This is a genomic window from Streptomyces sp. NBC_01275, assembly GCF_026340655.1.
GTDB lineage: Bacteria > Actinomycetota > Actinomycetes > Streptomycetales > Streptomycetaceae > Streptomyces.
Genome location: NZ_JAPEOZ010000001.1, coordinates 3067097 through 3091890, shown reverse-complemented (window position 1 = coordinate 3091890; position 24794 = coordinate 3067097). Strand labels below are relative to the sequence as shown.

Below are 24794 nucleotides of genomic sequence, written 5' to 3'. Positions count from 1 at the left end.
CCTAGGGGACCGCACATGCCCGATTCCACGATCGCGACGTCCGCCGCCGAACCTGTCGAACCCGCAGAGCCCGCCGAGTCCGCAGAGCCCGCAGGGCCCGCCGAGTCCGCGGCGGGGGCGGCCCGCCTCAAGCGGGACGCTCTCGGCACCAGCGACATCACCTTTCTGGTGGTCTCCGCCGCCGCACCGTTGACGGTGATGGCCGGGGTCGCTCCGCTGGCCGTCCTGCTCGGCGGGCTGGGCGCCCCGACCGCCTACCTGGCGGCCGGAGCGGTGCTGGCGGTCTTCGCCGCCGGATTCACCGCGATGACGAAGTACGTGGGCAACGCCGGCGCCTTCTACGCCTACATCGGCCGGGGGCTGGGCCGGCATCTGGGGCTCGGCGCGGCCGCCCTGGCCCTGGCCTCGTACAACGCGCTCCAGATCGGCATCTACGGACTGTTCGGCTCGGCGGCGCACGACACCCTCAAGACGCTGTTCGCAGTCGACGTCCCCTGGCCCGTGCTCGCCTTCGGCGCGGTGGCCGTCGTCTGGTACCTGGGCTACCGGGGAGTCGACATCGGCGCCAGGGTCCTGGGCGTCCTGCTGGTCGCGGAGACCGCGATCCTGCTGGTGCTGGCCGTCGGCGTGCTCGTCGACGGCGGCGGCTCGGGCATCGGCTTCGCGTCCTTCACGCCCTCGAACGCCTTCGCCCCCGGCATGGGCGCGGCGCTCGCCCTGGCGTTCACGGCCTTCATGGGCTTCGAGTCGACCGCGCTCTACCGCGAGGAGGCGCGTGAACCGAACCGCACGATCCCCCGCGCCACCTACATCGCCGTGGGATTCCTCGGCCTGTTCTACGCCTTCATCGTCTGGGCCGTGATCCAGGCGTTCGGCGAGGCGCAGGTCCGCGGGGCGGCGGCCGCGCACCCCCTCGACCTGTTCTACGTCGCCACCGACGAGTTCGTCGGAGCCTGGGCCTCCGACGCGATGCGCGTCCTCATCGTCACCAGCGTCTTCGCCGCCCTGCTCGCCTTCCACAACGCCGTCAACCGCTACGCCTACGCACTGTCCGGCGAGGGCGCGCTGCCCCGGGTGCTGGGCAGGACCCACGCCCGGCACAAGTCCCCTTACGCGGCGGGCCTGTTGCAGACCGCGCTGGCCGCGATCGTGGTCGCCGGGTTCGCGGCGGCGGGCGCCGACCCCTACCTGAAGCTGCTGCTGTGGGTGAACACCCCGGGCGCCATCGGCCTCATGGTGCTCCAGATACTCACCGCGGTCGCGGTGTTCGCCTTCTTCGTGCGCGACCGGCGCGGCGAGAGCGTGCTGCGGGTGGTGGTCGCGCCCGCGGTGGCCGTCGTCCTGCTGATCGCGGCCACCGCGACCATGGTCACCAGGATCGATCTGCTGACGTCGGCCAGTACGACGGTCAACGCGGTCCTGCTCGGTCTCGTCCCCGTGGTGCTCGTCGCGGGAGTCGCCGTCTCCTTCGCCCGCCGGAACCGGGACCGGAACCAGAACGGGGACCGGAACCAGAACGGGGACCGGAACCAGAACGGGGACCGGAACCAGAACGGGGACCGGAACCAGGACCGGGACCGGAACCAGGACCGGGATCAGGGCCGGTCCGCCGAGCCCGCTTCCGTGAACCTCTAAGAACCTCTCAGCAGAACAGGAACCGTCTTGTCCGCTTCGCTCACGCCCCGGGATCACCGCGGCGCCGCCGCCGACCTCGTCCTGGTGGGCGCAAACGTCCGCACGCTGGACCGCGCACGTCCCGGCGCGGGCGCGGTGGCCGTACGCGGCGACGTCATCCTGGCCGTGGGCGAGGCGGCGGACGTGAGGGACTGGCGCGGCCCGCACACGGAGGTCGTCGACCTCGGCGGCGCCACGCTCACGCCGGGCCTGGTCGACGCGCATCTGCACCCGGTCTCCGGGCTGGAGATGGCGGTCGGCGCCGATCTGTCGGCCTGCCGCGACCTCGACCAGCTGCGGACCGTACTCGCACACACGGCCGCCCGCACGCCCCCCGGCGGCTGGGTGCGCGGCTGGGGCCTGGACCCCAACGTCTTCGGCGACCGGCACGTCACCACGGACCTGGTCGAGGACGCCCTCGGCGGCGCCCCCGCCTATCTCCTGATGTTCGACGTCCACTCCGCCCTGGCAAGCCGCAGGGCACTCGAACTGGCCGGGGTCGCCGGACCTCGGCGTTTCGCGGACCGTTCCAAAGTGGTTTGCGACGCGTACTGTCGCCCCACCGGGCACCTGCTGGAAATGGCCGCGATGTCCCTGGTGGAACGTGTGATCCCGGCCGAGCCGCTCCAGGCCAGACGGGACCGGCTGCGCCGCCTGCTGTCCGACATGGCCGCCACCGGGCTGACCGGCGGGCACGTCATGGACTGCCAGGGCGACAGCCTCGACCTGCTCACCGCCCTGGAGGACGGCGACGACCTGCCCCTCCGGCTGCGGATCGCCCCCTTCTGCCTCCCCGGAGCGGACCGCGACGAACTGGAGCACCTGGTCCGGCTGCAACGCCGACGCGGCCGCGACTGGCAGGTGGGAGCCGTCAAATTCATGATCGACGGTACGGTCGACGGCGGCACCGCCTGGCTGGAGGAGCCCGACACGCACGGGGAGTCCGCGCACAGCCTGTGGCTCGACCCCGCCGACTACACCGCCGCCGTCCATCACCTCGCCCGCGCCGGCGTACCGACCGTCACCCACGCCATCGGCGACGCGGGCGTACGCCACACCCTCGACACGCTCGGCGCCCTTCCCCCCGGATCGCCGCGCCTCCTGCATCGTGTCGAGCACATCGAGACGCTCGCCCCGGACCAGGTCCCGCGGTTCGCAGCCCTGGGCGTCATCGCCTCCATGCAGCCCACCCACTGCACCGACTACACCCGCGCCGACCACGGCGACAACTGGTCGCAACGGCTCGGCGACCAGCGCGCCGATCGCGGATGGGCCTGCCGCGACCTGCGTGAGTCCGGAGCGACGCTGGCTCTCGGCTCGGACTGGCCGGTCGCCCCGTACGACCCGCGCGCCGTCCTGGCCGCCGCCCGGCTCCGCCGCCCCGCGGGAGCCCCGGACGCCGTCCCCAACCAGCCGGCGCAGGCGCTCACCCCGCTGATGGCCATCGAGGGCTACACCACCCACGCGGCACGCGCGGCCGGTGAGGAGTCCCGCTCCGGCCGTATCGTCCCCGGCCACCGCGCCGACCTGACGGCCTTCGCCGTCGACCCCCTCACCGCACCGCCCGACGAACTCGCCCAGGCCGACATCGGACTCACCGTGTCCGGCGGCCGGATCACCCACCGGGCCTGATCCGCGGGGACCGGCGGCCGCGACACCGCCAAAGGCGAGGGCCGACGCCTGGGAGGCGCCGGCCCTACAGGGTCCCTGGAGCCGTCGGCTCAGGCGGCCGGCTCCGGATCCCGGTCCCGGTCCCGGTCCGCCGCCTCCTGGGCCTCGCCCGGCTGCTCGGGCTCACGGTCCCGCATGACCAGCGTCGCGAGTATCGCCGCCGCCAGGACGCCGATCGCGCTGACCGTGAAGGTCGTCGTCATCGAGGTGGTGAAGGCCTCCCGGGCGGACCGGATCAGGCCCTCGTCCTCACCGGCCGCGGCCAGCGCGCCGCCGATCGACTGACGAGCCGACTCGGGGGCGTCGGCGGGCATCTCGGCGGCGAAGCCGCTGGTCAGCAGGGAGCCGAGGATCGCGATGCCGAGGGCGGTGCCGGCCTGCTGGACGGTGTCGTTCAGGGCCGAGCCGACGCCCGCCTTGTCCGCGGGGATGGTGCCCATCAGCGCGCCGACGGCGGCCGGCATCGCCAGGCCCGCGCCCAGACCGAGCAGGCCGAGGGAGATGGCCGGGACGGTGAAGCCGGAGTCGGCGTCGACCGTCGTCAGAAGGCCGAAGCAGGCGACCATCACGAGCATGCCGGAGAGGATCAGGAGCCGGTTGCCGATCCTTGCCGCCAGCTTCACGCCGACGCCGTTGCCGATCAGGGCCGCGATGGCCAGGGGCAGGAAGGCGAGACCGGCCTTGACGGGGGAGTAGCCGAGGACGAACTGCAGGTACTGCGTGAGGACCAGCAGCAGACCGCCGTTGCCGATCTGGACCAGGGCCAGGGAGAGCGAACCGCCGCTGAAGTTGCGGTGCTTGAAGAGGACCAGCGGGACCATGGGGGAGGAGGCGACGTTCTCCCAGACCACGAAGCCGGTCAGGGCGGCGACGGCCACGACGAGGGTGACGGCCGAGCGGTCGCCGAACGCGCCGTGCTGCGGAAGCTCGATGATCCACCACACCAGCGCGGTCATGCCGACCGCGGACAGCACCGCGCCCAGCGGGTCCGGCTTCTGCCAGGGCGCCCGGGACTCCGGCATCAGGACCACGCCCGCGACGAGGGCCAGGACGACGACCGGGACGTTCACGAAGAAGATCGAGTGCCAGGAGAAGTGGTCGATCAGCACCCCGCCCAGCACCGGGCTGCCGACCAGTCCCAGCATCGACACCGAACCCCAGGCCGCCATCGCCTTGCCGCGCTCCTCCTCGTCGAAGACGGTGATGAGGATCGACAGGGTGGACGGCATGATCAGCGCCCCGCCGACGCCCATCGCGGTGCGTACGGCGATCACCTCGCCGGGGCTGGTGCAGAGCGTCGCGGCCAGTGAGGCGGCCCCGAAGAGCGCCAGGCCGATCAGCATCACCTTCCGTCGGCCGAACCGGTCGCCGAGGCTGCCCGAGGTGAGCAGGAGGCCCGCGAAGACCAGGATGTAGGAGTCGAGGATCCACTGGGTGTCCTGGGCGCTCGCGCCGATGTCCTCGGTCATCGAGGGCACCGCCACCGTCAGCGCCATGCTGTCGATCGTCAGGACCACCGTGCTCAGGCAGAGCACGAGGAGGATCCACCAGCGGCGGGGATTGCGGCTTTCCAGGGTTTCCATGGGGGCGTCCTGCCCTTTCATCGGCTTAGCGGCTTCATCTGCCTGCGTACAGTGTTCCGTGCGATGCGCACACTGTACGCACAACGGAACGGTGTGCGCAATGCCTGAACTGTGTACGCTGATCGCGCACGACGTACGCACACGGTGAGGAGAGGCTGGAGTCATGGCCGCCAAGGCGAACCCGAACAACCCGCATAGCCCGACGAACCCGAAGAACCCGAAGAGCCCGAAGCCCGTCCCCTCCGTATGGACCCGCCAGGAGCGCGAACCCGACCAGCCCTCCCTCAGCCGGGACGCGATCGTCCGCGAGGCCGTCGCCATGCTGGACGCCGAGGGCATCGAGGCGCTGAGCATGCGCAAACTCGGCGCTCGCCTCAACGCCGGCGCGACCTCCCTCTACCGGCACGTCGCCACCAAGGACGAGCTGATGGAGCTGGCCGTGGACGAGGTCGCCGCCGAGACCCGCGTACCGCCCGCCGACGGCTCCGACTGGCGGGCCGGCGTCACCGAGGCCGCGCGGTCGTTCCGCGTCACGGTGCTACGGCACCCCTGGCTCGCCTCGGTCCTCGGCCAGGCCGGTCTCGTCTATCTCGGGCCGAACCTGATGGCGTACACCGAGCGCCTCGCCGCCCTGTTCAGCGCGGCCGGCTTCACCGAGCCGGGCCGGGAGATCGAGCCGCTGCTCAGCTACGTCATCGGCATCAGCACCACCGAGGCGGCCTGGCTCACCACGGTCGCCCGTTCCGGCGAGAGCGAGGCCGAGTTCGTCGCCCGACTCATGCCCGCGGCCCGTCAGGCCGCCGCGCCCTTCGAGCACCTCGCCGACGAGTACACCGCAGAGACCGCCGACCCGGCCGCCCTGCGCGACGCCAAGTTCGCCTACGGCCTGGAGGTCGTCCTGGACGGCCTCGCGCTCCGCCTGCCGCCGTCGGACAGCTGAGACCCCCTGCCGCCACGGTGTTCCACACCCCGCGGTCCGGGCCCCCGGCCGGGCGAGCGTCGGCGCCCACCGGAGGCGCCGCTCACTCGGCGCCGGCGGCCAACGCCCGCCGCACCCCCGGCTCCTTCGGCCCCAGGAAGTGCGGGTCCGGTTCGAACACCGCGTCCAGCGCCGCCTTGCCCGCCGCGAAGATCTCCCGAGTGCCCCCGTAGTACCAGGTCACGTCATGTTTGGCGTCGACCCCGACCCCGTACGAGTCGACCCCCGCCGCCTCGCACAGCGCGACGGCCCGCCGGATGTGGAAGCCCTGGCTGATCAGGACGGCCCGGTCGACGCCGAAGATCTTCTTCGCCCGGACGCAGGAGTCCCAGGTGTCGAAACCGGCGTAGTCGCTGACGATCCGCGCGTCCGGGACGCCGTGCTTCGTCAGATAGCCGCGCATGGCGTCCGGCTCGTCGTAGTCCTTGCGGCTGTTGTCTCCGGTGACCAGGACGACCGAGACCCGGCCCGCCCGGTACAGCGTCGCCGCCGCGTCCAGCCGGTGCGCGAGATACGGCGACGGCTCGCCGTTCCACAGGCCCGCGCCGAAGACGACGGCGACCTCGGCGCGCGGCGCGTCGGCGGTCGTGCCCAGCCGGTCCGCCGTGGAGACGTAGAGCCAGGTGGCGGGCAGCAGTGCGAGCACGCTCGCCGCCATCACGGCCTGCACCAGCCGCCGCTGCCCGGCACGCGTGCGCGGCAGCCGCGGTCGACGGATGTTCATACGGACGTCCCCCCGGGTTGAAAGCCCCTTCGGCCCGGGAAGACGCAGCGTAGGGTGATCCGGTTCGTCCGCCCGCCGCGCCCACCGTGTACCGCACCTCACACCGCACCTCACACAGCCCCCACGCGCGTGGTGAACGCCCCGAAAAGACTCGTGACGGTCAGGCAACGGGGGTGCAACCTCGTGCGGTCAGGATCGGTCCATGAACGAGATCAGCGCACAGCTCAGCGGCCGACTCGGCCTCGGCCGGCCCGGCCTCGTTCAGCTCGGCGGCCGGCGGCGGCCCGAACCGCCCGCGCTCGTCGTCGTGGCCCACGGCAGCCGTGACCCGCGCGCGCTCGCCACCGTCCGCACGCTCCTCGACCGGGTCCGCGCGCTGCGTCCCGGCCTGCCCGTGCACCTGGGCCACATCGAGCTCAACGCGCCCCTCCTGACCGACACCCTCGCCGACCTCGACGCCCGCGGCACGACGGACGCCGTCCTGGTCCCCCTCCTCCTCGCCCGCGGCTACCACGTCAGGCGCGACATCCCCGAGATGGCCGCCGCCGCCCGGGTACGCACGCGCGTGGCCACGCCGCTCGGCCCGCACCCCCTGCTCGTGGAGACCCTGCACACACGGCTGGTCGAGGCCGGCTGGCGCACGGACCTGACGGAGGCGGAGCGCCGCAGGAGCGCGGTGGTCCTCGCGGCGGCCGGCTCCCGCGACCCGGACTCCGCGGTGGACACCCGCCGTACGGCCCGTCTGCTGGCGCAGCGCCTGGGCGTCCTCGTCGTCCCCGCCTACGCCTCCACCGCGGCCCCCGCCGTCCCCGAGGCACTGCGCACCCTGGCCGCGCGAGGCCGCGACCGGGTGGCGGTGGCCTCCTGCTTCACGGCCCCGGGCCGGTTCGCGACGGAGTGCGCCGACGCGGCCCCCTGGATCGCCTCGGCCCCCCTGGGCACCCACCCGGCGATGGCCGACCTGCTGCTGCACCGCTACGACCAGGCCCGCGAGGCGGACGGCAGGAGCAACGCCGCCTGAGCGGCCCGACGGGGCGCGACCGGTCCGTACCCCCCGATTGTCACCGCGGCCGCTTACTGTCGAGACATGGAAGGCACCGCAGAAGGCACCGCACCCCGCACCACCACCCCGACCGGCCCCGCCGCCCCCACCACGCCCCGCACCGCCTACGACCCGACGTCGGTCGCCCGCTGGGCCCCGGAGCCCGACAAACGCCCGGGACGCACCGCCTTCCAACGCGACCGGGCCCGCATCCTGCACTCCTCGGCCCTCAGAAGGCTGGCAGGCAAGACGCAGGTGGTGACGCCCGGCACCCGCAGCCGGGTCTGGGACGCCAGCCCCCGCACCCGTCTCACCCACTCCCTGGAGTGCGCCCAGGTGGGCCGCGAGCTGGGCGCGGCCCTCGGCTGCGACCCCGACCTGGTGGAGGCCGCCTGCCTCGCCCACGATCTCGGCCACCCCCCTTTCGGCCACAACGGCGAACAGGCGCTGAACGAGTTCGCGGCCGACTGCGGCGGCTTCGAGGGCAACGCCCAGTCGCTCAGGCTCCTCACCCGCATCGAGCCCAAACGGTTCGTCAAATCCGAGGAGAGCGGCGAGGCCACCAGCGTCGGCCTCAACCTGACCCGCGCCACCCTCGACGCCGCCACCAAGTACCCCTGGCCGCGCGGCGCCCACCCCACCGACCCGGCGTCCGGCAAGTTCGGCGTCTACGAGGACGACCGGCCCGTCTTCGACTGGGTCCGTGCGGAGGCCCCCGGCACGCGCACGTGCTTCGAGGCGCAGGTCATGGACTGGGCCGACGACGTGGCCTACTCGGTGCACGACGTGGAGGACGGCCTGCACGCCGGCCATGTCGACCCCAACTGCCTGCACGCCGAGCCCGAGCGCCAGGAGGTCTTCCGCGTCGCCGTCGGCCGCTACGTCCCCGCCGACACCGACCCGGCCGAACTCGCCGCCGCCCTCGACCGGCTCCAGGACCAGGAGTGGTGGCCGCACGGCTACGACGGCACGGCGGTCGCCCAGGCCCGCCTCAAGGACGCCACCAGCCAGCTCATCGGCCGCTTCTGCCTCGCCGCCGAGGCCGCCACCCGCGCGCGGTTCGGCACGGGCCGCCTGACCCGCTACGACGCCGAACTCGTCGTACCGCACGAGACCCGGCTGGAGTGCGCGGTCCTCAAGGCGGTGGCCGACCGGTACGTCATGCAGCGCGCCGAGCAGGAACTGCTCCGCGCCGACCAGCGCATCGTCGTCGCCGAGCTCGCCCAGGCCCTCACCGCCCGCGCCCCCGACGGCCTGGACCCCCAGTTCCGGGCCCTGTTCGACCAGGCCCCCGACGACCGCGCCCGGATGCGCGTGATCGTCGACCAGGTCGCCTCCCTCACCGACGCCTCGGCCCGCTCGCTGCACGCCCATCTGACGGCCCGTCCATGAGACGTACGAACCCCGGTGGTCCGAACCCCGGACCTTCGAACCCCGGACCTCCGAACCCCGGTGGTCCGAAACCCGCCCGAACGTGACCCTGCGTGGGTCTGATCGGGCCACTCCCCCTTCCCCCATCACGCTGCGTGCGGGACGCTCGCATATGGCGGCACCCTTACGAGGAGGCATCACGTGGTCGACGCGGATCAGACATTCGTCATCGTCGGAGGAGGCCTGGCCGGCGCCAAGGCGGCCGAGACGCTCAGGGCGGAGGGCTTCACCGGCCGCGTGATACTGATCTGCGACGAACGCGACCACCCCTATGAGCGCCCGCCGCTCTCCAAGGGCTATCTGCTCGGCAAGGAGACCCGCGAGAGCGTCTTCGTGCACGAGCCCGCCTGGTACGCGCAGAACGACATCGAGCTGCACCTGGGCCAGACGGTCGACGCGATCGACCGCACCGCGAAGACGGTCCGCTTCGGCGACGACGGCACCCTCGTCCACTACGACAAACTGCTCCTGGTCACCGGCTCCGAGCCGCGCCGCCTGGACATCCCCGGCACCGACCTCGCCGGCGTCCACCATCTGCGCCGGCTCGCGCACGCCGAGCGCCTCAAGGGCGTCCTGGCCGCCCTCGGCCGCGACAACGGCCACCTCGTGATCGCCGGCGCCGGCTGGATCGGCCTGGAGATCGCCGCGGCGGCCCGCGAGTACGGCGCGGAGGTCACGGTCATCGAACCGGCGCCGACCCCGCTGTACGGCGTCCTCGGCCCCGAGCTGGGCAACGTCTTCGCGGAGCTGCACCGCGAGCACGGCGTCCGCTTCCGCTTCGGCGTCCAGCTGACGGAGATCGTCGGCCAGGACGGCATGGTCCTCGCCGCCCGCACCGACGACGGCGAGGAGCACCCGGCGCACGACGTCCTCGCGGCGATCGGCGCGGCCCCCCGCGTCGCCCTCGCGGAGGCGGCCGGGCTCGAGCTGGCCGACCGCGCCCACGGCGGGGGCATCGCCGTGGACGAGGCGCTGCGCACCTCCGACCCCGACATCCACGCGGCCGGCGACGTCGCGTCCTTCCCGCACGCCCTCTTCGACACCCGGCTGCGCGTCGAGCACTGGGCCAACGCCCTCAACGGCGGCCCGGCGGCGGCCCGCGCCATGCTCGGCAAGGACGTCGTCCACGACCGCGTGCCCTACTTCTTCTCCGACCAGTACGACCTGGGCATGGAGTACAGCGGCTGGGCCCCGCCGGGGACGTACGACGAGGTGGTGATCCGAGGGGACGCGGGCAAGCGGGAGTTCATCGCGTTCTGGCTGAAAGAGGGCCGCGTCCTCGCCGGGATGAACGTGAACGTGTGGGACGTCACAGAGCACATCCAGAAGCTGATCCGGGGCCGGAACCCGGTGAACACCGAGGCTCTGGCCGACCCGCACGTCCCCCTGGAGAACCTGACGTCCTAGCGCGCCCCTCGCGTGACCTCTTGAGTGTCGGTCCGTCCCCGTAGAATCACCTCGTGGCAGGACGGATCAACGACGAGGACGTGAAGGCGGTACGGGACGCGGTCCCGATCGACGCCGTGGTGTCCGAGTACCTCCAGCTGCGCAACGCGGGCGGCGGCAACCTCAAGGGCCTCTGCCCGTTCCACGACGAGAAGTCGCCGTCCTTCCAGGTCAGCCCGAGCAAGGGTCTCTTCCACTGCTTCGGCTGCCAGGAGGGCGGCGACACCATCACGTTCGTGATGAAGGTCGACCACCTCACCTTCTCCGAGGTCGTCGAGCGCCTCGCCGCCCAGGCCGGCATCACCCTGCGCTACGAGGAGGGCGGCTACAACCCCTCCCACCAGCGCGGCGAACGCATCCGCCTGGTCGAGGCCCACAAGATCGCCGCCGACTGGTACGCGGAACAGCTCGCCACCAGCCCCGAGGCCGACACCGGCCGGATCTTCCTCGCCGAGCGCGGCTTCGACCAGGCCGCCGCCGTCCACTTCGGCGTCGGCTACAGCCCCCAGGGCTGGGACCACCTCACCCGCTTCCTGCGCGGCAAGGGCTTCAGCGACAAGGAGCTCTTCCTCTCCGGCCTCTCCCAGGAGGGCCGCCGCGGCCCCATCGACCGCTTCCGGGGCCGGCTGATGTGGCCCATCCGCGACATCGGCGGCGAGGTCGTCGGCTTCGGCGCGCGCAAGCTCTACGAGGCGGACAACGGGCCCAAGTACCTCAACACGCCCGACACCGCGATCTACAAGAAGTCCCAGGTGCTGTACGGCATCGACCTCGCGAAGAAGGACATCGCCAAGTCCAGCCGCGCGGTCGTCGTCGAGGGCTACACCGACGTCATGGCCTGCCACCTCGCCGGCGTCACCACCGCCATCGCGACCTGCGGCACGGCCTTCGGCGGCGACCACATCAAGATCCTCCGCCGGCTCCTGATGGACAACGGCAGCGCTCGCGTCATCTTCACCTTCGACGGCGACGCGGCCGGCCAGAAGGCGGCCCTGCGCGCCTTCGAGGACGACCAGAAGTTCGCCGCCGAGACGTACATCGCGATCGCCCCCGACAACATGGACCCCTGCGACCTGCGCCTGGCCAAGGGCGACGAGGCGGTCGCCGACCTGGTCGAACCCCGCACGCCCCTCTTCGAGTTCGCGCTGCGCCAGATCGTCGTCCGCTACGACCTGGACACCCCCGCCGGCCGCGCCGCCGCCCTCGACGAGGCCGCCCCGATCGTCGCCCGCATCAAGAACACCGGCGCGCAGCACGAGGTCGCCGTCCAGCTCGCCGGCATGCTCGGCATCCTGGACACCCAGTTCGTCGTCAAGCGGGTGGCCCAGCTGGCCCGTTGGGCCCGCGACCGCGGCGGCAAGGGCCCCGCCCCGGCCCGCGGCGACGCCCAGCAGCCCTACGAGGCCGCACCGCACCGCACCGGCGGCCCCGCCCTCACCCTGCGCAACCCCGTCTACGCCACCGAACGCGAGCTCCTCAAGCTCGCCCTCCAGCGCCCCGAGCTGGTCGCCCCGGCCGTCGACGCCTACGGCGTGGACGAGTTCACCGCCGCGCCCTACGCCGCCGTACGCCAGGCGATCCTGGACGCGGGCGGCGCCGAGTACGGCACGCAGGACGGGCAGGAGTACCTGGTCCGGGTCCGGGAGATCGCGCCCGACGACGCCGTCCGCGCGATGGTCACCGAGCTCGCCGTCGAGCCGATCATGCGGCGCTCGGTGGACGAGATCTACGCGGGCACGGTCCTGGTGCAGGTCCGCCGCCGCGCCGTCGAACGCCGCGTCCGCGACGTCCAGTCCCAGCTGGCCCGGCTCGGCGCGGGCGGCGACCAGGCCCAACTGACCGCCGTGCAGAACGAACTGTGGATCCTCCAGCAGTACGACCAGGCCCTGCGCGAGCACGGAGCCGCAGCTCTCTGAGCGTGTCGCGGCCCCCGGGTTCGCCACGCGGTCAGCACGCGGTCACACACCGGACGCAAAAAGTCATCGCACGCCCCTCGTGGCGGAGATGTGTCGTACTCCACACTGGGTTCCGGTGCCTGAGTCCTCGGAGCGCGGCCGATCCGTCCCCAGCGGGTCCCACACCCCCGCGCTGCGCTCATCGCGTACGGGACGGACAGCGGCCTGGCCGCCGCCTCCGCCCCCGAAGTACCGCTGCCGCACACCTCTCGGCAGCGATCATCCTGGAGGTCGCCCCCGTGCAGACCCAGACCCTGACCCAGTCCGACACCAGTACCGACGACACGGAGCCGGACGCCGAGACCGACGTCCTGGTCGCGGTCCCGCCGCAGAACCGTGCCGTGCACCACCCGGAGACGGACCCGGAGCCGGAGACGGAGCCGGAGGCCGAGTCGGCCGAACCGCCCGCCGAGGCGCTGGACGAGGCCGCCGAGGCCCCCGAACCGCCCCGCGCCCGGGTCGTCGACAACAGCGGCCCGTCCTCCGACCTGTTCCGCCAGTACCTGCGGGAGATCGGCCGCATCCATCTGCTCACCGCGGCCGAGGAGGTCGAACTGGCCCGCCGCGTCGAGGCGGGCCTGTTCGCCGAGGAGAAGCTGAGCAGCACCCCCGACCTGGACAGCGAGCTGGCCCTCGACCTCGACCGGCTGGTCGTCATGGGCCGTATGGCCAAGCGCCGCCTCATCGAGTCCAACCTGCGCCTGGTGGTCTCGGTGGCCAAGCGGTACGTCGGCCGCGGGCTCACCATGCTCGACCTCGTCCAGGAGGGAAATCTTGGCCTGATCCGAGCGGTCGAGAAGTTCGACTACGCCCGCGGCTACAAGTTCTCCACGTACGCCACCTGGTGGATCCGCCAGGCCATGTCCCGCGCCCTCGCCGACCAGGCCCGCACCATCCGCGTGCCCGTCCATGTCGTCGAGCTCATCAACCGGGTGGTCCGCGTCCAGCGCCGCATGCTCCAGGAACGCGGCTACGAACCCACCGCCGAAGAGGTCGCCGGCCAGCTCGACCTGGCGCCGGAACGCGTCGGCGAGGTCCTGCGCCTGGCCCAGGAGCCGGTCTCCCTGCACGCCCCGGTGGGCGAGGAGGACGACGTGGCCCTCGGCGACCTCATCGAGGACGGCGACGCGGCCAGCCCCGTGGAGTCGGCGGCCTTCCTCCTGCTGCGCGAACACCTGGAGGCCGTCCTCTCCACCCTCGGCGAACGCGAGCGGAAGGTCGTACAGCTGCGCTACGGCCTGGCGGACGGGCGGCCGCGCACGCTGGAGGAGATAGGCCGCATCTTCGGCGTGACGCGCGAGCGGATCCGGCAGATCGAGTCCAAGACCCTCAACAAGCTGCGGGATCACGCGTTCGCGGACCAGCTGCGGGGCTACCTGGACTGAGGGCTGCCCACCTTCGGGTGAGCAGCCCTCGGGCTCAGTCGACTTCCGCGACCGCCTGCGCGAACTGCGCCTTGTACAGCCGCGCGTACGCCCCGTCCGCTGCCAGCAGGTCGGTGTGCGCACCCTGCTCGACGATCGAGCCGTTCTCCATCACGAGGATGGTGTCCGCGTCCCGGATGGTCGACAGCCGGTGGGCGATGACGAACGACGTACGCCCGTGCGCGAGCTTCGCCATCGCCTTCTGGATCAGCACCTCGGTCCGGGTGTCGACGGAGCTGGTGGCCTCGTCGAGCACCAGGATCACCGGGTCCGACAGGAACGCCCGGGCGATGGTGATCAGCTGCTTCTCGCCGGCGCTGACCCCGGAGCCCTCGTCGTCGATCACGGTGTCGTAGCCGTCGGGCAGCGTCCGGACGAACCGGTCCGCGTGCGCCGCCCGCGCGGCCTCCTCGATCTCGCCCCGGGTGACCTCCCGCGACGCCCCGTAGGCGATGTTCTCCGCGATCGTGCCGCCGAACAGCCAGGTGTCCTGGAGCACCATGCCGATCCCGGCGCGCAGCTCGTCGCGGGACATCGTGGCGATGTCGATGCCGTCGAGGGTGATGCGCCCGCCGGAGACGTCGTAGAACCGCATGAGCAGGTTCACCAGGGTGGTCTTGCCGGCGCCCGTGGGGCCGACGATCGCGACCGTGTGCCCGGGTTCGACCCGCAGCGAGAGGTCCTCGATCAGCGGCTTCTCGGGGTCGTAGCGGAAGGACACGCCCTCCAGCGCGACCAGTCCGCGCAGCTCCTCGGGCCGCAGGCCCGGCATCGGGTCGGCGCTCTGCTCCTCGGCGTCCATCAGCTCGAAGATCCGCTCGGCCGAGGCGACGCCCGACTGCACCAGGTTCGCCATCGACGCGACCTGCGTCAGCGGCATCGAGAACTGGCGCGAGTACTGGATGAACGCCTGCACGTCGCCGATGGAGAGGGAGCCCGACGCGACGCGCAGCCCGCCGACGACCGCCACCAGCACGTAGTTGAGGTTCGAGACGAACATCATCAGCGGCTGCATGACCCCGCTGTTGAACTGCGCCTTGAACCCCGCCTCGTACAGCGCGTCGTTCTGCTCGGCGAACTGCTGCGCCGACTCCTCCTGCCGGCCGAACACCTTCACCAGCGTGTGGCCGGTGTACATCTCCTCGATGTGGGCGTTCAGCTTGCCGGTGGAGCGCCACTGCTGCACGAAGTGCGGCTGCGACCGCTTGCCCACGCGGGTGGCGACGACCGCCGACAGCGGCACGGTCACCAGCGCGACCAGGGCGAGGATCCACGACACCCAGAACATCATCGCCAGCACGCCGATGATGGTCAGCAGCGAGTTGATGAGCTGGCCCATCGACTGCTGGAGCGTCTGCCCGATGTTGTCGATGTCGTTCGTCGCGCGGGAGAGGACCTCGCCGCGCTGGCGCTTGTCGAAGTAGGACAGCGGCAGCCGGGACAGCTTGGTCTGCACGTCCTCGCGCATCCGGAACATCGTGCGGTTGACGGTCTTGTTGACCAGGCGCGTCGCCGCCGCCATCAGCAGACCGGCGATCAGGAACACGCCGAGCGCGACCAGCAGGACCTGCCCGACCTGGTCGAAGTCGATGCCCTTGCCCGGGGTGAAGTCGGTGCTCCTGAGCATGTCGGCGACGTTGCCCTCGCCGCGCGCCCGCATCGAGTCGAGGACCTGTTCCTTGCTGGCGCCGGCCGGCATCTCCCGGCCGATGATGCCCGCGAAGACCAGGTCGGTGGCCTTGCCGAGGATCTTCGGCCCGACCACGTTGAGGCCGACGCTCACGACCACGCAACAGAGCATCGCGTAGAGGGTGAGCCGTTCCGGTTTGAACTGGGCGAGCAGCCGCCTGCCGGACACCTTGAAGTCCATCGAGCGGTTCTCGGGACCGGTGCCGGCCATCATGCGCCCCATGGGCCCGGCCATCAGGCAGCCTCCGCTTCCGTGAGCTGGGAGAGCACGATCTCCCGGTAGGTCTCGTTGTCCGCCATCAGCTCGCGGTGGGTGCCCGCGCCGACCACCCGGCCCTCGTCGAGGACGATGATCCGGTCGGCGTCGCGGATGGTGGCCACCCGCTGGGCGACGATCACGACGGTCGCCTCGGCGGTCTCCTGCCCCAGCGCCGCCCGCAGGGCCGCGTCGGTGGCGTAGTCGAGGGCCGAGAAGGAGTCGTCGAAGAGGTAGATCTCCGGCCGCTGCACGAGCGTACGGGCGATCGCGAGCCGTTGCCGCTGACCGCCGGAGACGTTGGCGCCGCCCTGTGCGATGGGGGAGTCCAGCCCGTTCTCCAGCTTGCTCACGAAGTCCTTGGCCTGCGCCACCTCCAGCGCGTGCCACAGCTCCTCGTCGGTGGCGTCGGGGTTGCCGTAGCGCAGATTGGTCGCCACCGTGCCCGCGAACAGGTACGGCTTCTGCGGCACGAGCCCGACGGTCCGGGCGAGGACCACCGGATCGATGCCCGCCACGTCCTCCCCGTCGACGAGCACATCCCCGTCGGTCGCGTCGAACAGCCGGGGCACCAGCCCGAGCAGCGTGGACTTGCCGCTGCCCGTCGAGCCGATCACGGCCGTCGTCTCGCCGGGGCGGGCCACCAGGTCGATGCCCTTGAGGACGGGCTCCTCGGCGCCCGGATAGCGGAAGCCGGCCCCGCGGATCTCCAGATGCCCGTGCCGGCGCAGCTCGGTGACGGGCGCGAGCGGCGGCACCACCGACGAGGAGGTGTCGAGCACCTCCTGGACGCGCTCGGCGCACACCTCCGCGCGCGGCACCATCATGAACATGAAGGTGGCCATCATCACGGACATGACGATCTGCATCAGATAGGCGAGGAACGCGGTCAGATCGCCGATCTGCATCTCGCCGCTGTCGATGCGATGGGCGCCGAACCAGACCACCGCGATCGACGACAGGTTCACCGTGGTCATGACCACCGGGAACATCAGGGCGAGCAGGTTGCCGGTCTTCAGCGAGATGTCGGTGAGGTCGGCGTTGGCCTTGCGGAAGCGGTGCTGCTCGTACTCGTCGCGGACGAAGGCGCGGATGACCCGGTTGCCGGTGATCTGCTCGCGCAGCACCCGGTTCACCGTGTCGAGGCGGACCTGCATCGACCGGAACAGCGGGCGCAGCCGCAGCACGATCAGCGTCACGCAGACGCCCAGCACCGGCACGACGGCGACCAGCACGCCGGACAGCGGCACGTCCAGGCCGAGCGCCAGGACGACACCGCCCACGCACATGATCGGCGCCGACACCATCAGCGTGAACGTCATCAGGGCCAGCATCTGGATCTGCTGGACGTCGTTGGTCGTACGGGTGATCAGGGAGGGCGCGCCGAAGTGGCCGACCTCACGGGCGGAGAAGGACTGCACCCGGTCGAAGACGCCGGCGCGCATGTCCCGGCCGAGGGCCGCGGCCGTCCTCGCGCCGTAGTAGACGGCGCCGATGTTGCACACGACCTGCGCCAGCGAGATGCCGATCATCAGCCCGCCGAAGGACAGGATGTAGCCGGTGTCCCCCTCGACGACGCCGTTGTCGATGATGTGCGCGTTCAGCGTGGGCAGGTAGAGGGTGGCGCAGGTCTGCAGGAACTGCAGCAGCACCAGCAGGACGATGGGTTTCTTATAGGGCCTGAGATAGGTCCGCAGAAGTCGTATGAGCACGCTACGTCTCTCGGAGTCGGCAGGAGGGGCATGGGCATGGGCACGGGCAGTCGGTTGCCCCTGGCCCCTATCGTCGGACACTCCACCCGCGTTACCTCAACTGATTAAGCCGACAGCAGTGCTTTTACGGCCGTCCGTGTACGGTCCACCACTCAGCGACACCACCGCTGCCGCTCGGCGACACCGCCGAAGCCGCTCGGCGACACCACCGCTGCCGCTCAGTGACACCGCCGAACGCGGCGACACCTCCGCACGCTACGCGCGTCAGCCCCTGCGCGTGGGTCAGCCGCGGAATGCCCCCGGATGCGTCTGCTCCCGCACCGACACGTACTGCTGCCGCACCGCCTGGCCCACGGCCAGCTCCTCGCCCGGCTCCAGCACCTGCGCCGCCGCCCCCTGCCAGGCCGGCGGGGTCCGCGGATCCTGCGTCCCCTGCGACACCCCGAGCGCCCACGCGGCCTGCCGCGCCGCCCCGATCGCCGCGTAGTCCGCGGGCTGCGGTACGACGACCTGCGCCCCGAAGAGCATGGGCGCCGAGGCCTGCACGGCGGGCAGTTCGGCGGCCGCCCCCAGCAGGAAGACCCGCCGCACGTCCACGCCCCGGCCGCGCAGCACGTCCAGCGCGTCGGCGAGCCCGCACAGCATGCCCTCGAACGCGGCCCGCGCGAAGTGCTCCGGCTTCATCGACTCGCGCCGCAGCCCGGCCAGGGTTCCGGCGGTGTGCGGCAGGTTCGGCGTCCGCTCGCCCTCCAGATAGGGCAGCAGCACCAGCCCGTGCGAGCCCGGCGTCGACTTCATCGCCAGCTCGGACAGCCCCTCCAGATCGGCCGCGCCGACCAGGTCGACGGCGCCGCGAAGGGTCCGTACGGCGTTCAGGGTGGTGACGACCGGCAGGTGCATGCCCGTCGCGTCCGCCAGGGAGGTGATCATCCCGCTCTGGTCGAGGAGCGCCTCGTGGTGCACGGCCATCACGGACCCGGAGGCCCCGAGGGACACCACCGCGTCGCCGTGCCCGATCCCGAGCCCCAGCGCGGCCGCCATGGTCTCGCCGGTCCCGGCGGAGATCAGCAGCCCCTCCGGGGTGGTGCCGGCCGCGTCGGACGGCCCGATCACCTCGGGCAGCATGGTCTGGTGACCGAGCGCCAGCTCGACGAGGTCGGGCCGGTAGCCGCCGGCGGCGGCCGACCAGTACCCCGTCCCGGACGCCCCGCCGCGATCGGTGGTGCGCCGCACCGGCCGCCCCAGCAGCTGCCACACCAGCCAGTCGTGCGCCTGCATGAGGACGGCGGTGCGCAGGGCGGCGTCGGGCTCGGTCTTCGCCAGCCAGCGCAGCTTGGTGATCGGCTGGGCGGCCTGCGGCACACAGCCCACCGCCTGCGCCCACGCCTCGCGGCCGCCGAGCGCGTCGATGAGATCGGCCGCCGCGACCTGCGCCCGCTTGTCACCGCCGACCATCGCCGGCCGCACGGTGTTGCCCTGCGCGTCCAGCGGCACGAGCGCGTTCTGCTGCGCGGACACGCCGATGGCCTGCACGCCCTCCAGCAGCCCGCCGCCCGCGGCCTCGCCCAGGGACAGCAGCCAGGCCTGCGGATCGACGTCGGCCGACCTGCCGATCTCGCCGCTGTCCACCGGATGCGGCGCATAGCCCTGCCGGAGCACGGCCCCGGTGTCCGCGTCGCAGACGACGATACGAGTGAATTCGGGCGAACTGTCCAACCCGGCGACTATCCCCATGTCGAAAATTCTGCCGCACCGAGCGGGGTGAACGTGTCGGCTCCCGCGCCCCTAGGTGTTGCTGGTGCCCCAGTCGTCCTCGCCGTCACCCTGCCCCCGCTCCCGCAGAGCCCGCACCCGGTCCGCCACGGAGGCGGGCATCCGGTCGCCGACCTTCGCGCTGACCGCGTGGTACGCCTTGCCCGCGTACTGCCTGCCCTGCTGCGCCGCGGTCTCCGCGGTGTTGCGCACGGCGGGGTTCTGCGCGACCTGGCGCGCGGACTTCTTCAACTGCTCGTAGCGCTCGCGCCCGGCCCGCGTGCCCAGCACGTAGCCCAGGGCGAGTCCGGCGACGAACGTGAGCCGGTAGCGCATGACGGCCACCCTTCCCTTGTGTAGGCACCTGTACAGGTACCGTCCGCGGGCCCCGTCCGCGGACCCCGCACAGCGGCGGGGCCTCGACGCCGGGGAACCGATTGGCGGAGCACCCCCCTGCTTGCGCTAATGTATGTGTCGCAGAGAGCGAGCGCCCCCTGGCGAATACCCAGGTAGGTACGTTCGATGCAACGAGGCATTCCTCCGTAGCTCAATTGGCAGAGCAGCCGGCTGTTAACCGGCAGGTTACTGGTTCGAGTCCAGTCGGGGGAGCTTCGATCTCCTGTAGCTCAATTGGCAGAGCAGCCGGCTGTTAACCGGCAGGTTACTGGTTCGAGTCCAGTCGGGAGAGCATCGTGAACGAGGACCCCCTGGGGGTCCTTTTTCATGTGGGTCCCACGCCGACGGGAACCGCGCGGGCAGCAGCGCGGTCCTCATGATCGTGCACGGTCGTGTGCAAGGTCGACCAGCCGAAGCGTGAGATCGTATGAGCGGCTATGCTGCGGCAGACGGCGCGCACACATGTACGCGACACGCCGCTATGGGGCGGTAGCTCAGCCGGTTAGAGCAGCGGACTCATAATCCGTCGGCCGTGGGTTCGAGTCCCACCCGCCCCACCGTGCGCTACACGTGGAGAATCGATCTGACCAGCAACTTTGCTGGAGGGTCGAGTGAGTTGGGGGATCTTGGCGGCCCTAGTCGATCATGGGTTCATGATCCTGAGGCCGGATTGAGGCCGGAGGTCACGCGGCGGCACGCATTCCCTCATCTGGGCCGTCGGGGTCGCTCTCCGGGGTGCCGCGCTGGTCCTCCATCTTGGAGGGCTCGCCCTGCCCCGGATCTTGCTTCCGCGACCGAGGCACGACTGCGTTCGTGGATTCCGCCTCGGCCGTCATGAGCTGAGGCAGGACGCTCGTATACGTGTCCGAGGTGATCTGGCGGGAGCTGTGGCCCAGCCGCTCCTGGACGACTTTGATGTCTGCCTTGCCTAACAGCGCCAGCGTTGCCGACAGGTGCCGGGTGTCGTGCAGGCGAATCGGCGGGAGGCCGGACAGCTCGACGAGTCGGTTGAACCGACGACTTATCCAGTCGGGGTGCAGGGGCTCGCCGTCTTCGTGGGTCCAGACCCGGTTGCTCTCGACCCACGCCTGTTCCCCGGACCACTGCTCGCGCTCCGTGGCCTGGGTGACTCGCCATCTTGCCCACAGCCTGTTCGTCTGAGAGTCGAGCGTGACGGTGCGCACGCTGTCCTGCTTCGGAGCCTCGTCGTACTGCTGGTAGGCAATCTCAACGATCTGCGCGGAGATGCGGAACCACGAGCCATCAAGGCTCACCTCCGGCCAGGGCAGAGCGCACATCTCGCCGCGCCGGGGGCCACGGAAGATGAACGCGTGCCACATGGCGCAGAGCCGGTCGTCATTCACGAAGTCGAGGAACTCGCCTGTCTGCTCCGGCGTCCAGACCATGACAGGGCTGGGCTTCTTGCCTGTGCGCTTCCACTCTTCGACCCGCTCCGCTGTCCAGACCAGGGCCTTGGGGCGCTTGACCGCCGGCAGCTCGACGAGGGCGGCCAAGTTGGCCGCATACTCGCCGCGCTTGATTCCGCTGCCCAGGAACGAGCTGAGGGTGGCGTTGATGCGGTGCATCGTCGGGGCGCTGGTGATCTTCTCCTTGCCCTTGCGGCCCTCGCGGAACGCGGCGTTGGCGTCGAGGTATGCCTGACGCGTGACGCGGCGCTCCTGCTTCCTCCCCGCGGCACGTACCCAGGCTGTGTAGGCGGCGTCGCGAGCTTCCTGCAGCTCGATCACCCTCGCGTGGTGGATGAGCCGTTCGGCGTTCTCCCGCTCGATCGCGTCGTACATGCCCTCGACGTGGCGTAGTTTGAGGTCACGCCGCTTGATGTGGCCGAGGTGAGGTTTGAGGTAGAGCCTCACATGCTCCTCGTACCCGTGGCGCGTCGTACGGGCCAGGCCCTTCTTGCGCTTGAGCCACGCACCCAGGTCCTCGCCGACGGTGGCGTTGCTGAGGACGTCGGCACCACCGATCAGATCGCGGTAGACCTCAGCCGCCTTGGTTTCCGCCTTGTCCTTCGTGGCGAATCCCCCTCGGCGCACGCGCTGACGCTCTCCGCCCTCGCCCGCTTCGAGTTCCATGGTGAAGTACCAGGTGCCGTGACCCTTTCGTCGGAGCTTCGGGCAGCCTGCTCCGAGCATGCGCAGTTTCGGAGCGCCGGCGTCGTCGAACTTCGGAGTGCCGTCGGTATTGACGGCTGGTTCCTGGCATGCACAGCGCCGGTAGTAGGTGGGATTGAACACTTATATCCCCTTCGTGTCCTTCTTTTGCGGGCCTTCTGTGTCGATCTTGGTCGAACTGATGTCTATCTTGCCCCAACACTCCAGTGTTGCCGTATCCTTATGGCACGTTGGCGTGGGGGAGAACGCGACAACGGGAATGACAACGAAGGACGCATCTGTAGCTACGGACACCGGGGTGAGTTCGATGACCCTGGAGGAACTACTCGCGCTGCCGCCGACCGTGAACGTCGTGACGGCTGCGCGGGCGCTGGGGATCGGCACGCACAAGGCTTACAACTTGATCAAGGAGGGGTCTTTCCCCGTGCAGACGCTCCCCCTGGGCGGCACGGTGAGAGTCCCCACCGCTGCACTCTGGCAAGTGCTTGGGGTGACGCCATTGGTGCAGTGATCTGTGAGTCCTTGGGTCTGTGGGTCTCGCTGAGCCATAGCTCGGACATGTGCTGTGGCCTAGGATCAGGCGGCTACGGGCGCACGAGACGAGAACGGACCACCGCATGCCACGGCTCTACGGTTTCGACGACGCGGCACGTCGTCGGCTACGTGACGACGAAGTGGACCCGCTCCGCCAGATGGTGAGCCGGGCGCTGAGCGATCAGTCCAACCAGGACGTCGCTGTGTGGGCGAACGCTGAGGGCTACCGGGGAACGCTTGGCGGAGAGTGGAAGGACGCGTCGGTCGGACGGCTGTTCCGCAACCCGGCGATCGCGGGACTGCGCTTCGACGATGACGGCGAACTCGTCGACGCCGGCCACCCCGGCGTCATCACGCGCGAAGAGTTTGAGGCCCTGCGGGAGCGGGAGAAGGCCCGTAGCACGGGGGATGCGGATCCGGCGTACGACTATCTCCTGATCGGCGGGGTCAGTCCCTGCGGCAAGTGCACGCAGGCTCTTACGGGTGCCCGCACCAACGCGGGCACGCCCGGATACCGCTGTCGCCCGAAGGACAAGAATGGGCACGGCGGCTGCGGCGAAGTCCGGATTGATGCCGAGCTGTTGGAGAATCACGTCGGGGAGTACGTCGTGGCCGAGCTCCTCAAGCCCGGTATCCGTGCCCAGATCGCCAAGGCCCAGGAAGCTGTGCGCAAGCAGGTTGAGAACCTCCGACAGGAGACCGATGACCTGGAGGCGCGCCGGAAGGAGCTTGGGACGCTCTACGGCAGCCGACAGATCAGCGGTGACGCGATGGTGGCCGCCGAACGCGAGATCACAGCGAACCTCAAGGTCGTCCGTCCGCGTCTCCGGTACGCGGAGCAGATGGCGAACTTCTCAGTGGGCGGGGCCAAGGATCTGGTGAAGTGGTGGAACACCGCGCCCACCGCATCGAAGAGGGGCATTGTGATGCTGCTCTTGGAGAAGGTGGAGGTGTTCCCCGCGAGCGCCAGAGGTGTCCGGACAATCGAGCCGGGGCGTGTCGTCCTCCACTGGCGCAAGATTTCGAACTTGTCAGACGGCTGACGCCGCTACGCGCGAGGCGAGCCGCCTACCCACCATCGCCATGGTCAGCCCTGTGATCAGCGATATCACGGCGAGCCCGGCCAGGAGCGGCGAGACGATCTCTTCGTACCGAAGTGGCCACGGGTGGCCCAGGTAGTGGGTCACCAGATATGACCCCTTGCTGGCGGAGTAGGCCACCCCGAGAAGAGCCGAAATCGACGACAGAGCGAGGCCGCGCGCTGACCAGGCGTGGCCTCCCCTCCGGGCCACTAGGGCCATTCCGGTGCACAGGAACGCGATCTCGCCGCAGGTGATCGCAACGTAGGCCAGATAGACCATGAGGTAGACGGTGACGCCTGGCACTATGGCGAACTCGGTGGTGAACTCCACCGATTCGTCGGTGGTGTTGACGAACAGCGGAAGCATCGCCATCAGTACGCACACAGCGAAGGCGATGCGTGCGTACAGGCTGGCCTTCAACACCTCGTGGTTGTAGGACCAGTCCACGAGCATGAGCTGGAGGCTGCCGCACCACAGGATGGCGCAGATGTGCGCCCCGAGCTTGGCCGCGTTGTTCATGCCGGTGGCAGACTCGATCACGTCCTCAATCGGCGGTACGGCGAGCATGACGCCCACCGTGCAGACACCGAACGCTACGGCTCGAGTGAAGCGGGCTATGTGGTAGTCGCTTCGGTCGCGCTGACGCCAGGCTTCGCGCGCGGAGAGCACCGTACCCGCCAGGCCGAAGAGAGCGCACACGCCGAAGACGAGGCCGTCCATTTGCTTTCAGGTTCCTTCCAGATCGGAGATGGCGCGCTCGGCTGCTTCGGTGAAGCTGAGACGTCTCCGCCGGCCTGGTCGCGGTGGCTCCGCAGCAGGAGGAAGAGGCTCGGGCACTTCTGGGACGGTGAGATCGCTGTGCCCGTGTCGCAGTCGGATTGCGCGTGCGGCCTCCAGAAGTTCGGTAGCCCCAGCTTCGCCTAGGTCATGGATGAGCCGAAGTGCCTCGCGCGCGTCTGGGTACTCCTCATAGACCGACAGGGACGTCAATCCGTTGTGACCGGGGAGTAGGTAAGCTACCGGAGAGTCGAATGCCCGTGCGAGCCCGGCCAGTTGGGCGCTCGATGGATTCGTCTTGACGCCGTTCAGGAGGTCATTCACGACCTGGTAGGTCATTGCCGGTTTTTCGCCGGGACTCTCGGCCGTGGCGGCGGCGATGTCGCGCGTACTCAGGGTCTTCCCGTCTGCCCTGCGTTTCCTGCCGATCAGGACAGCGAGTTTGCTGGCGAGCGGGATATCTGGGCCGAGCGGCATGGTGCTAGCTACTCCTCGTGACGTGGCAGGCCCGGCCGGGCGGTGGGCAGCTGGTTGC

18 protein-coding genes, 3 tRNA genes and 1 pseudogene are annotated in these 24794 nt (G+C 70.6%); 13 read left to right on the top strand and 9 right to left on the bottom strand.

What is annotated here, in order from left to right:
- Window positions 1–15 precede the first annotated feature (15 nt).
- Window positions 16–1635 (top strand): APC family permease, encoded by a 1620-nt coding sequence (locus tag OG562_RS13525; RefSeq protein WP_266397043.1) that lies wholly within the window; start codon window positions 16–18, stop codon window positions 1633–1635.
- A 27-nt stretch (window positions 1636–1662) separates the two neighbouring features.
- On the top strand, window positions 1663–3306 hold the full coding sequence (locus OG562_RS13520; protein WP_266397041.1) for an amidohydrolase: 1644 nt from the start codon (window positions 1663–1665) through the stop codon (window positions 3304–3306).
- Between the two features lie 89 nt (window positions 3307–3395).
- On the opposite strand, the gene OG562_RS13515 is transcribed toward OG562_RS13520, so the two are convergent.
- Complete coding sequence (locus OG562_RS13515; protein ID WP_266397040.1) at window positions 3396–4928, bottom strand: MFS transporter; 1533 nt, start codon at window positions 4926–4928, stop codon at window positions 3396–3398.
- Between the two features lie 163 nt (window positions 4929–5091).
- On the opposite strand from OG562_RS13515, the gene OG562_RS13510 reads away from it, so the two are divergent.
- Window positions 5092–5868, top strand: a complete 777-nt coding sequence (locus OG562_RS13510; RefSeq protein WP_266397038.1) for a TetR/AcrR family transcriptional regulator — start codon at window positions 5092–5094, stop codon at window positions 5866–5868.
- Between the two features lie 82 nt (window positions 5869–5950).
- Here the strand turns inward: OG562_RS13510 and OG562_RS13505 are convergent, their stop codons facing one another.
- The gene (locus tag OG562_RS13505; RefSeq protein WP_266397036.1) at window positions 5951–6631 is read right to left on the bottom strand and encodes a vancomycin high temperature exclusion protein; all 681 of its coding nucleotides are present in this window, start codon (window positions 6629–6631) and stop codon (window positions 5951–5953) included.
- Between the two features lie 202 nt (window positions 6632–6833).
- Here OG562_RS13505 and OG562_RS13500 point away from each other — a divergent pair, with 202 nt between their 5' ends.
- From OG562_RS13500 to OG562_RS13480, 5 genes and pseudogenes are all read left to right on the top strand, one after another.
- Entirely contained in the window at window positions 6834–7652 is an 819-nt protein-coding gene (locus OG562_RS13500; RefSeq protein WP_266397034.1) for a sirohydrochlorin chelatase, read from the top strand.
- Between the two features lie 66 nt (window positions 7653–7718).
- Window positions 7719–9065 carry a deoxyguanosinetriphosphate triphosphohydrolase gene (locus tag OG562_RS13495; RefSeq protein ID WP_266397031.1) on the top strand — a complete coding sequence of 449 codons (1347 nt, stop codon included), beginning with the start codon at window positions 7719–7721 and terminating at the stop codon, window positions 9063–9065.
- A gap of 180 nt (window positions 9066–9245) precedes the next feature.
- Window positions 9246–10511 carry an NAD(P)/FAD-dependent oxidoreductase gene (locus OG562_RS13490; RefSeq protein WP_266397029.1) on the top strand — a complete coding sequence of 422 codons (1266 nt, stop codon included), beginning with the start codon at window positions 9246–9248 and terminating at the stop codon, window positions 10509–10511.
- 53 nt (window positions 10512–10564) lie between these two features.
- Window positions 10565–12466, top strand: coding sequence for a DNA primase (gene dnaG, locus OG562_RS13485; protein ID WP_266397026.1), 1902 nt, complete (start codon window positions 10565–10567; stop codon window positions 12464–12466).
- 115 nt (window positions 12467–12581) lie between these two features.
- Window positions 12582–13890, top strand: a pseudogene (locus tag OG562_RS13480) (RNA polymerase sigma factor).
- Window positions 13891–13924: 34 nt separating this feature from the next.
- Here OG562_RS13480 and OG562_RS13475 read toward each other — a convergent pair.
- From OG562_RS13475 to OG562_RS13460, 4 genes are all read right to left on the bottom strand, one after another.
- Window positions 13925–15853 carry an ABC transporter ATP-binding protein gene (locus OG562_RS13475; RefSeq protein ID WP_266397024.1) on the bottom strand — a complete coding sequence of 643 codons (1929 nt, stop codon included), beginning with the start codon at window positions 15851–15853 and terminating at the stop codon, window positions 13925–13927.
- Window positions 15853–17586, bottom strand: coding sequence for an ABC transporter ATP-binding protein (locus OG562_RS13470; RefSeq protein ID WP_266397021.1), 1734 nt, complete (start codon window positions 17584–17586; stop codon window positions 15853–15855). The genes OG562_RS13475 and OG562_RS13470 overlap by 1 nt, the downstream gene beginning before the upstream one ends.
- 282 nt (window positions 17587–17868) lie before the next feature.
- Window positions 17869–19320, bottom strand: coding sequence for an FGGY family carbohydrate kinase (locus OG562_RS13465; protein WP_266397019.1), 1452 nt, complete (start codon window positions 19318–19320; stop codon window positions 17869–17871).
- Window positions 19321–19371: 51 nt separating this feature from the next.
- Window positions 19372–19674 carry a YtxH domain-containing protein gene (locus OG562_RS13460; RefSeq protein WP_266397016.1) on the bottom strand — a complete coding sequence of 101 codons (303 nt, stop codon included), beginning with the start codon at window positions 19672–19674 and terminating at the stop codon, window positions 19372–19374.
- A 200-nt stretch (window positions 19675–19874) separates the two neighbouring features.
- On the opposite strand from OG562_RS13460, the gene OG562_RS13455 reads away from it, so the two are divergent.
- The 3 genes from OG562_RS13455 (at window position 19875) to OG562_RS13445 (ending at window position 20291) form a co-directional block, all read left to right on the top strand.
- Window positions 19875–19947 (top strand) — tRNA-Asn (locus OG562_RS13455).
- Window positions 19948–19953: 6 nt separating this feature from the next.
- Window positions 19954–20026, top strand: a tRNA-Asn gene (locus OG562_RS13450).
- A gap of 191 nt (window positions 20027–20217) precedes the next feature.
- Window positions 20218–20291, top strand: a tRNA-Ile gene (locus OG562_RS13445).
- Between the two features lie 126 nt (window positions 20292–20417).
- On the opposite strand, the gene OG562_RS13440 is transcribed toward OG562_RS13445, so the two are convergent.
- Window positions 20418–21989 (bottom strand): tyrosine-type recombinase/integrase, encoded by a 1572-nt coding sequence (locus OG562_RS13440; RefSeq protein ID WP_266397014.1) that lies wholly within the window; start codon window positions 21987–21989, stop codon window positions 20418–20420.
- Between the two features lie 184 nt (window positions 21990–22173).
- On the opposite strand from OG562_RS13440, the gene OG562_RS13435 reads away from it, so the two are divergent.
- Window positions 22174–22377: a hypothetical protein gene (locus OG562_RS13435; protein ID WP_006379963.1), complete on the top strand. Its 204-nt coding sequence runs from the start codon at window positions 22174–22176 to the stop codon at window positions 22375–22377.
- A gap of 106 nt (window positions 22378–22483) precedes the next feature.
- Entirely contained in the window at window positions 22484–23443 is a 960-nt protein-coding gene (locus tag OG562_RS13430; protein ID WP_266397010.1) for a recombinase family protein, read from the top strand.
- Here the strand turns inward: OG562_RS13430 and OG562_RS13425 are convergent.
- Both OG562_RS13425 and OG562_RS13420 read right to left on the bottom strand, forming a co-directional pair.
- Window positions 23432–24202: a hypothetical protein gene (locus tag OG562_RS13425; RefSeq protein ID WP_266397008.1), complete on the bottom strand. Its 771-nt coding sequence runs from the start codon at window positions 24200–24202 to the stop codon at window positions 23432–23434. The two genes, OG562_RS13430 and OG562_RS13425, sit on opposite strands and share 12 nt — an antisense overlap.
- A gap of 6 nt (window positions 24203–24208) precedes the next feature.
- Window positions 24209–24736: a hypothetical protein gene (locus tag OG562_RS13420; RefSeq protein ID WP_266397006.1), complete on the bottom strand. Its 528-nt coding sequence runs from the start codon at window positions 24734–24736 to the stop codon at window positions 24209–24211.
- Window positions 24737–24794: the final 58 nt, after the last annotated feature.

Excerpts from the sequence above, each read along its gene's own strand:
- OG562_RS13475 (WP_266397024.1), bottom strand. The coding sequence starts at position 15,853 with ATGGCCGGGCCCATGGGGCGCATGATGGCCGGCACCGGTCCCGAGAAC.
- OG562_RS13500 (WP_266397034.1), top strand. The coding sequence starts at position 6,834 with ATGAACGAGATCAGCGCACAGCTCAGCGGCCGACTCGGCCTCGGCCGG.
- OG562_RS13505 (WP_266397036.1), bottom strand. The coding sequence starts at position 6,631 with ATGAACATCCGTCGACCGCGGCTGCCGCGCACGCGTGCCGGGCAGCGG.
- OG562_RS13525 (WP_266397043.1), top strand. The coding sequence starts at position 16 with ATGCCCGATTCCACGATCGCGACGTCCGCCGCCGAACCTGTCGAACCC.
- OG562_RS13515 (WP_266397040.1), bottom strand. The coding sequence starts at position 4,928 with ATGGAAACCCTGGAAAGCCGCAATCCCCGCCGCTGGTGGATCCTCCTC.
- OG562_RS13435 (WP_006379963.1), top strand. The coding sequence starts at position 22,174 with ATGACCCTGGAGGAACTACTCGCGCTGCCGCCGACCGTGAACGTCGTG.
- OG562_RS13495 (WP_266397031.1), top strand. The coding sequence starts at position 7,719 with ATGGAAGGCACCGCAGAAGGCACCGCACCCCGCACCACCACCCCGACC.
- OG562_RS13465 (WP_266397019.1), bottom strand. The coding sequence starts at position 19,320 with ATGGGGATAGTCGCCGGGTTGGACAGTTCGCCCGAATTCACTCGTATC.
- OG562_RS13460 (WP_266397016.1), bottom strand. The coding sequence starts at position 19,674 with ATGCGCTACCGGCTCACGTTCGTCGCCGGACTCGCCCTGGGCTACGTG.
- OG562_RS13430 (WP_266397010.1), top strand. The coding sequence starts at position 22,484 with ATGCCACGGCTCTACGGTTTCGACGACGCGGCACGTCGTCGGCTACGT.
- OG562_RS13420 (WP_266397006.1), bottom strand. The coding sequence starts at position 24,736 with ATGCCGCTCGGCCCAGATATCCCGCTCGCCAGCAAACTCGCTGTCCTG.
- OG562_RS13425 (WP_266397008.1), bottom strand. The coding sequence starts at position 24,202 with ATGGACGGCCTCGTCTTCGGCGTGTGCGCTCTCTTCGGCCTGGCGGGT.
- OG562_RS13510 (WP_266397038.1), top strand. The coding sequence starts at position 5,092 with ATGGCCGCCAAGGCGAACCCGAACAACCCGCATAGCCCGACGAACCCG.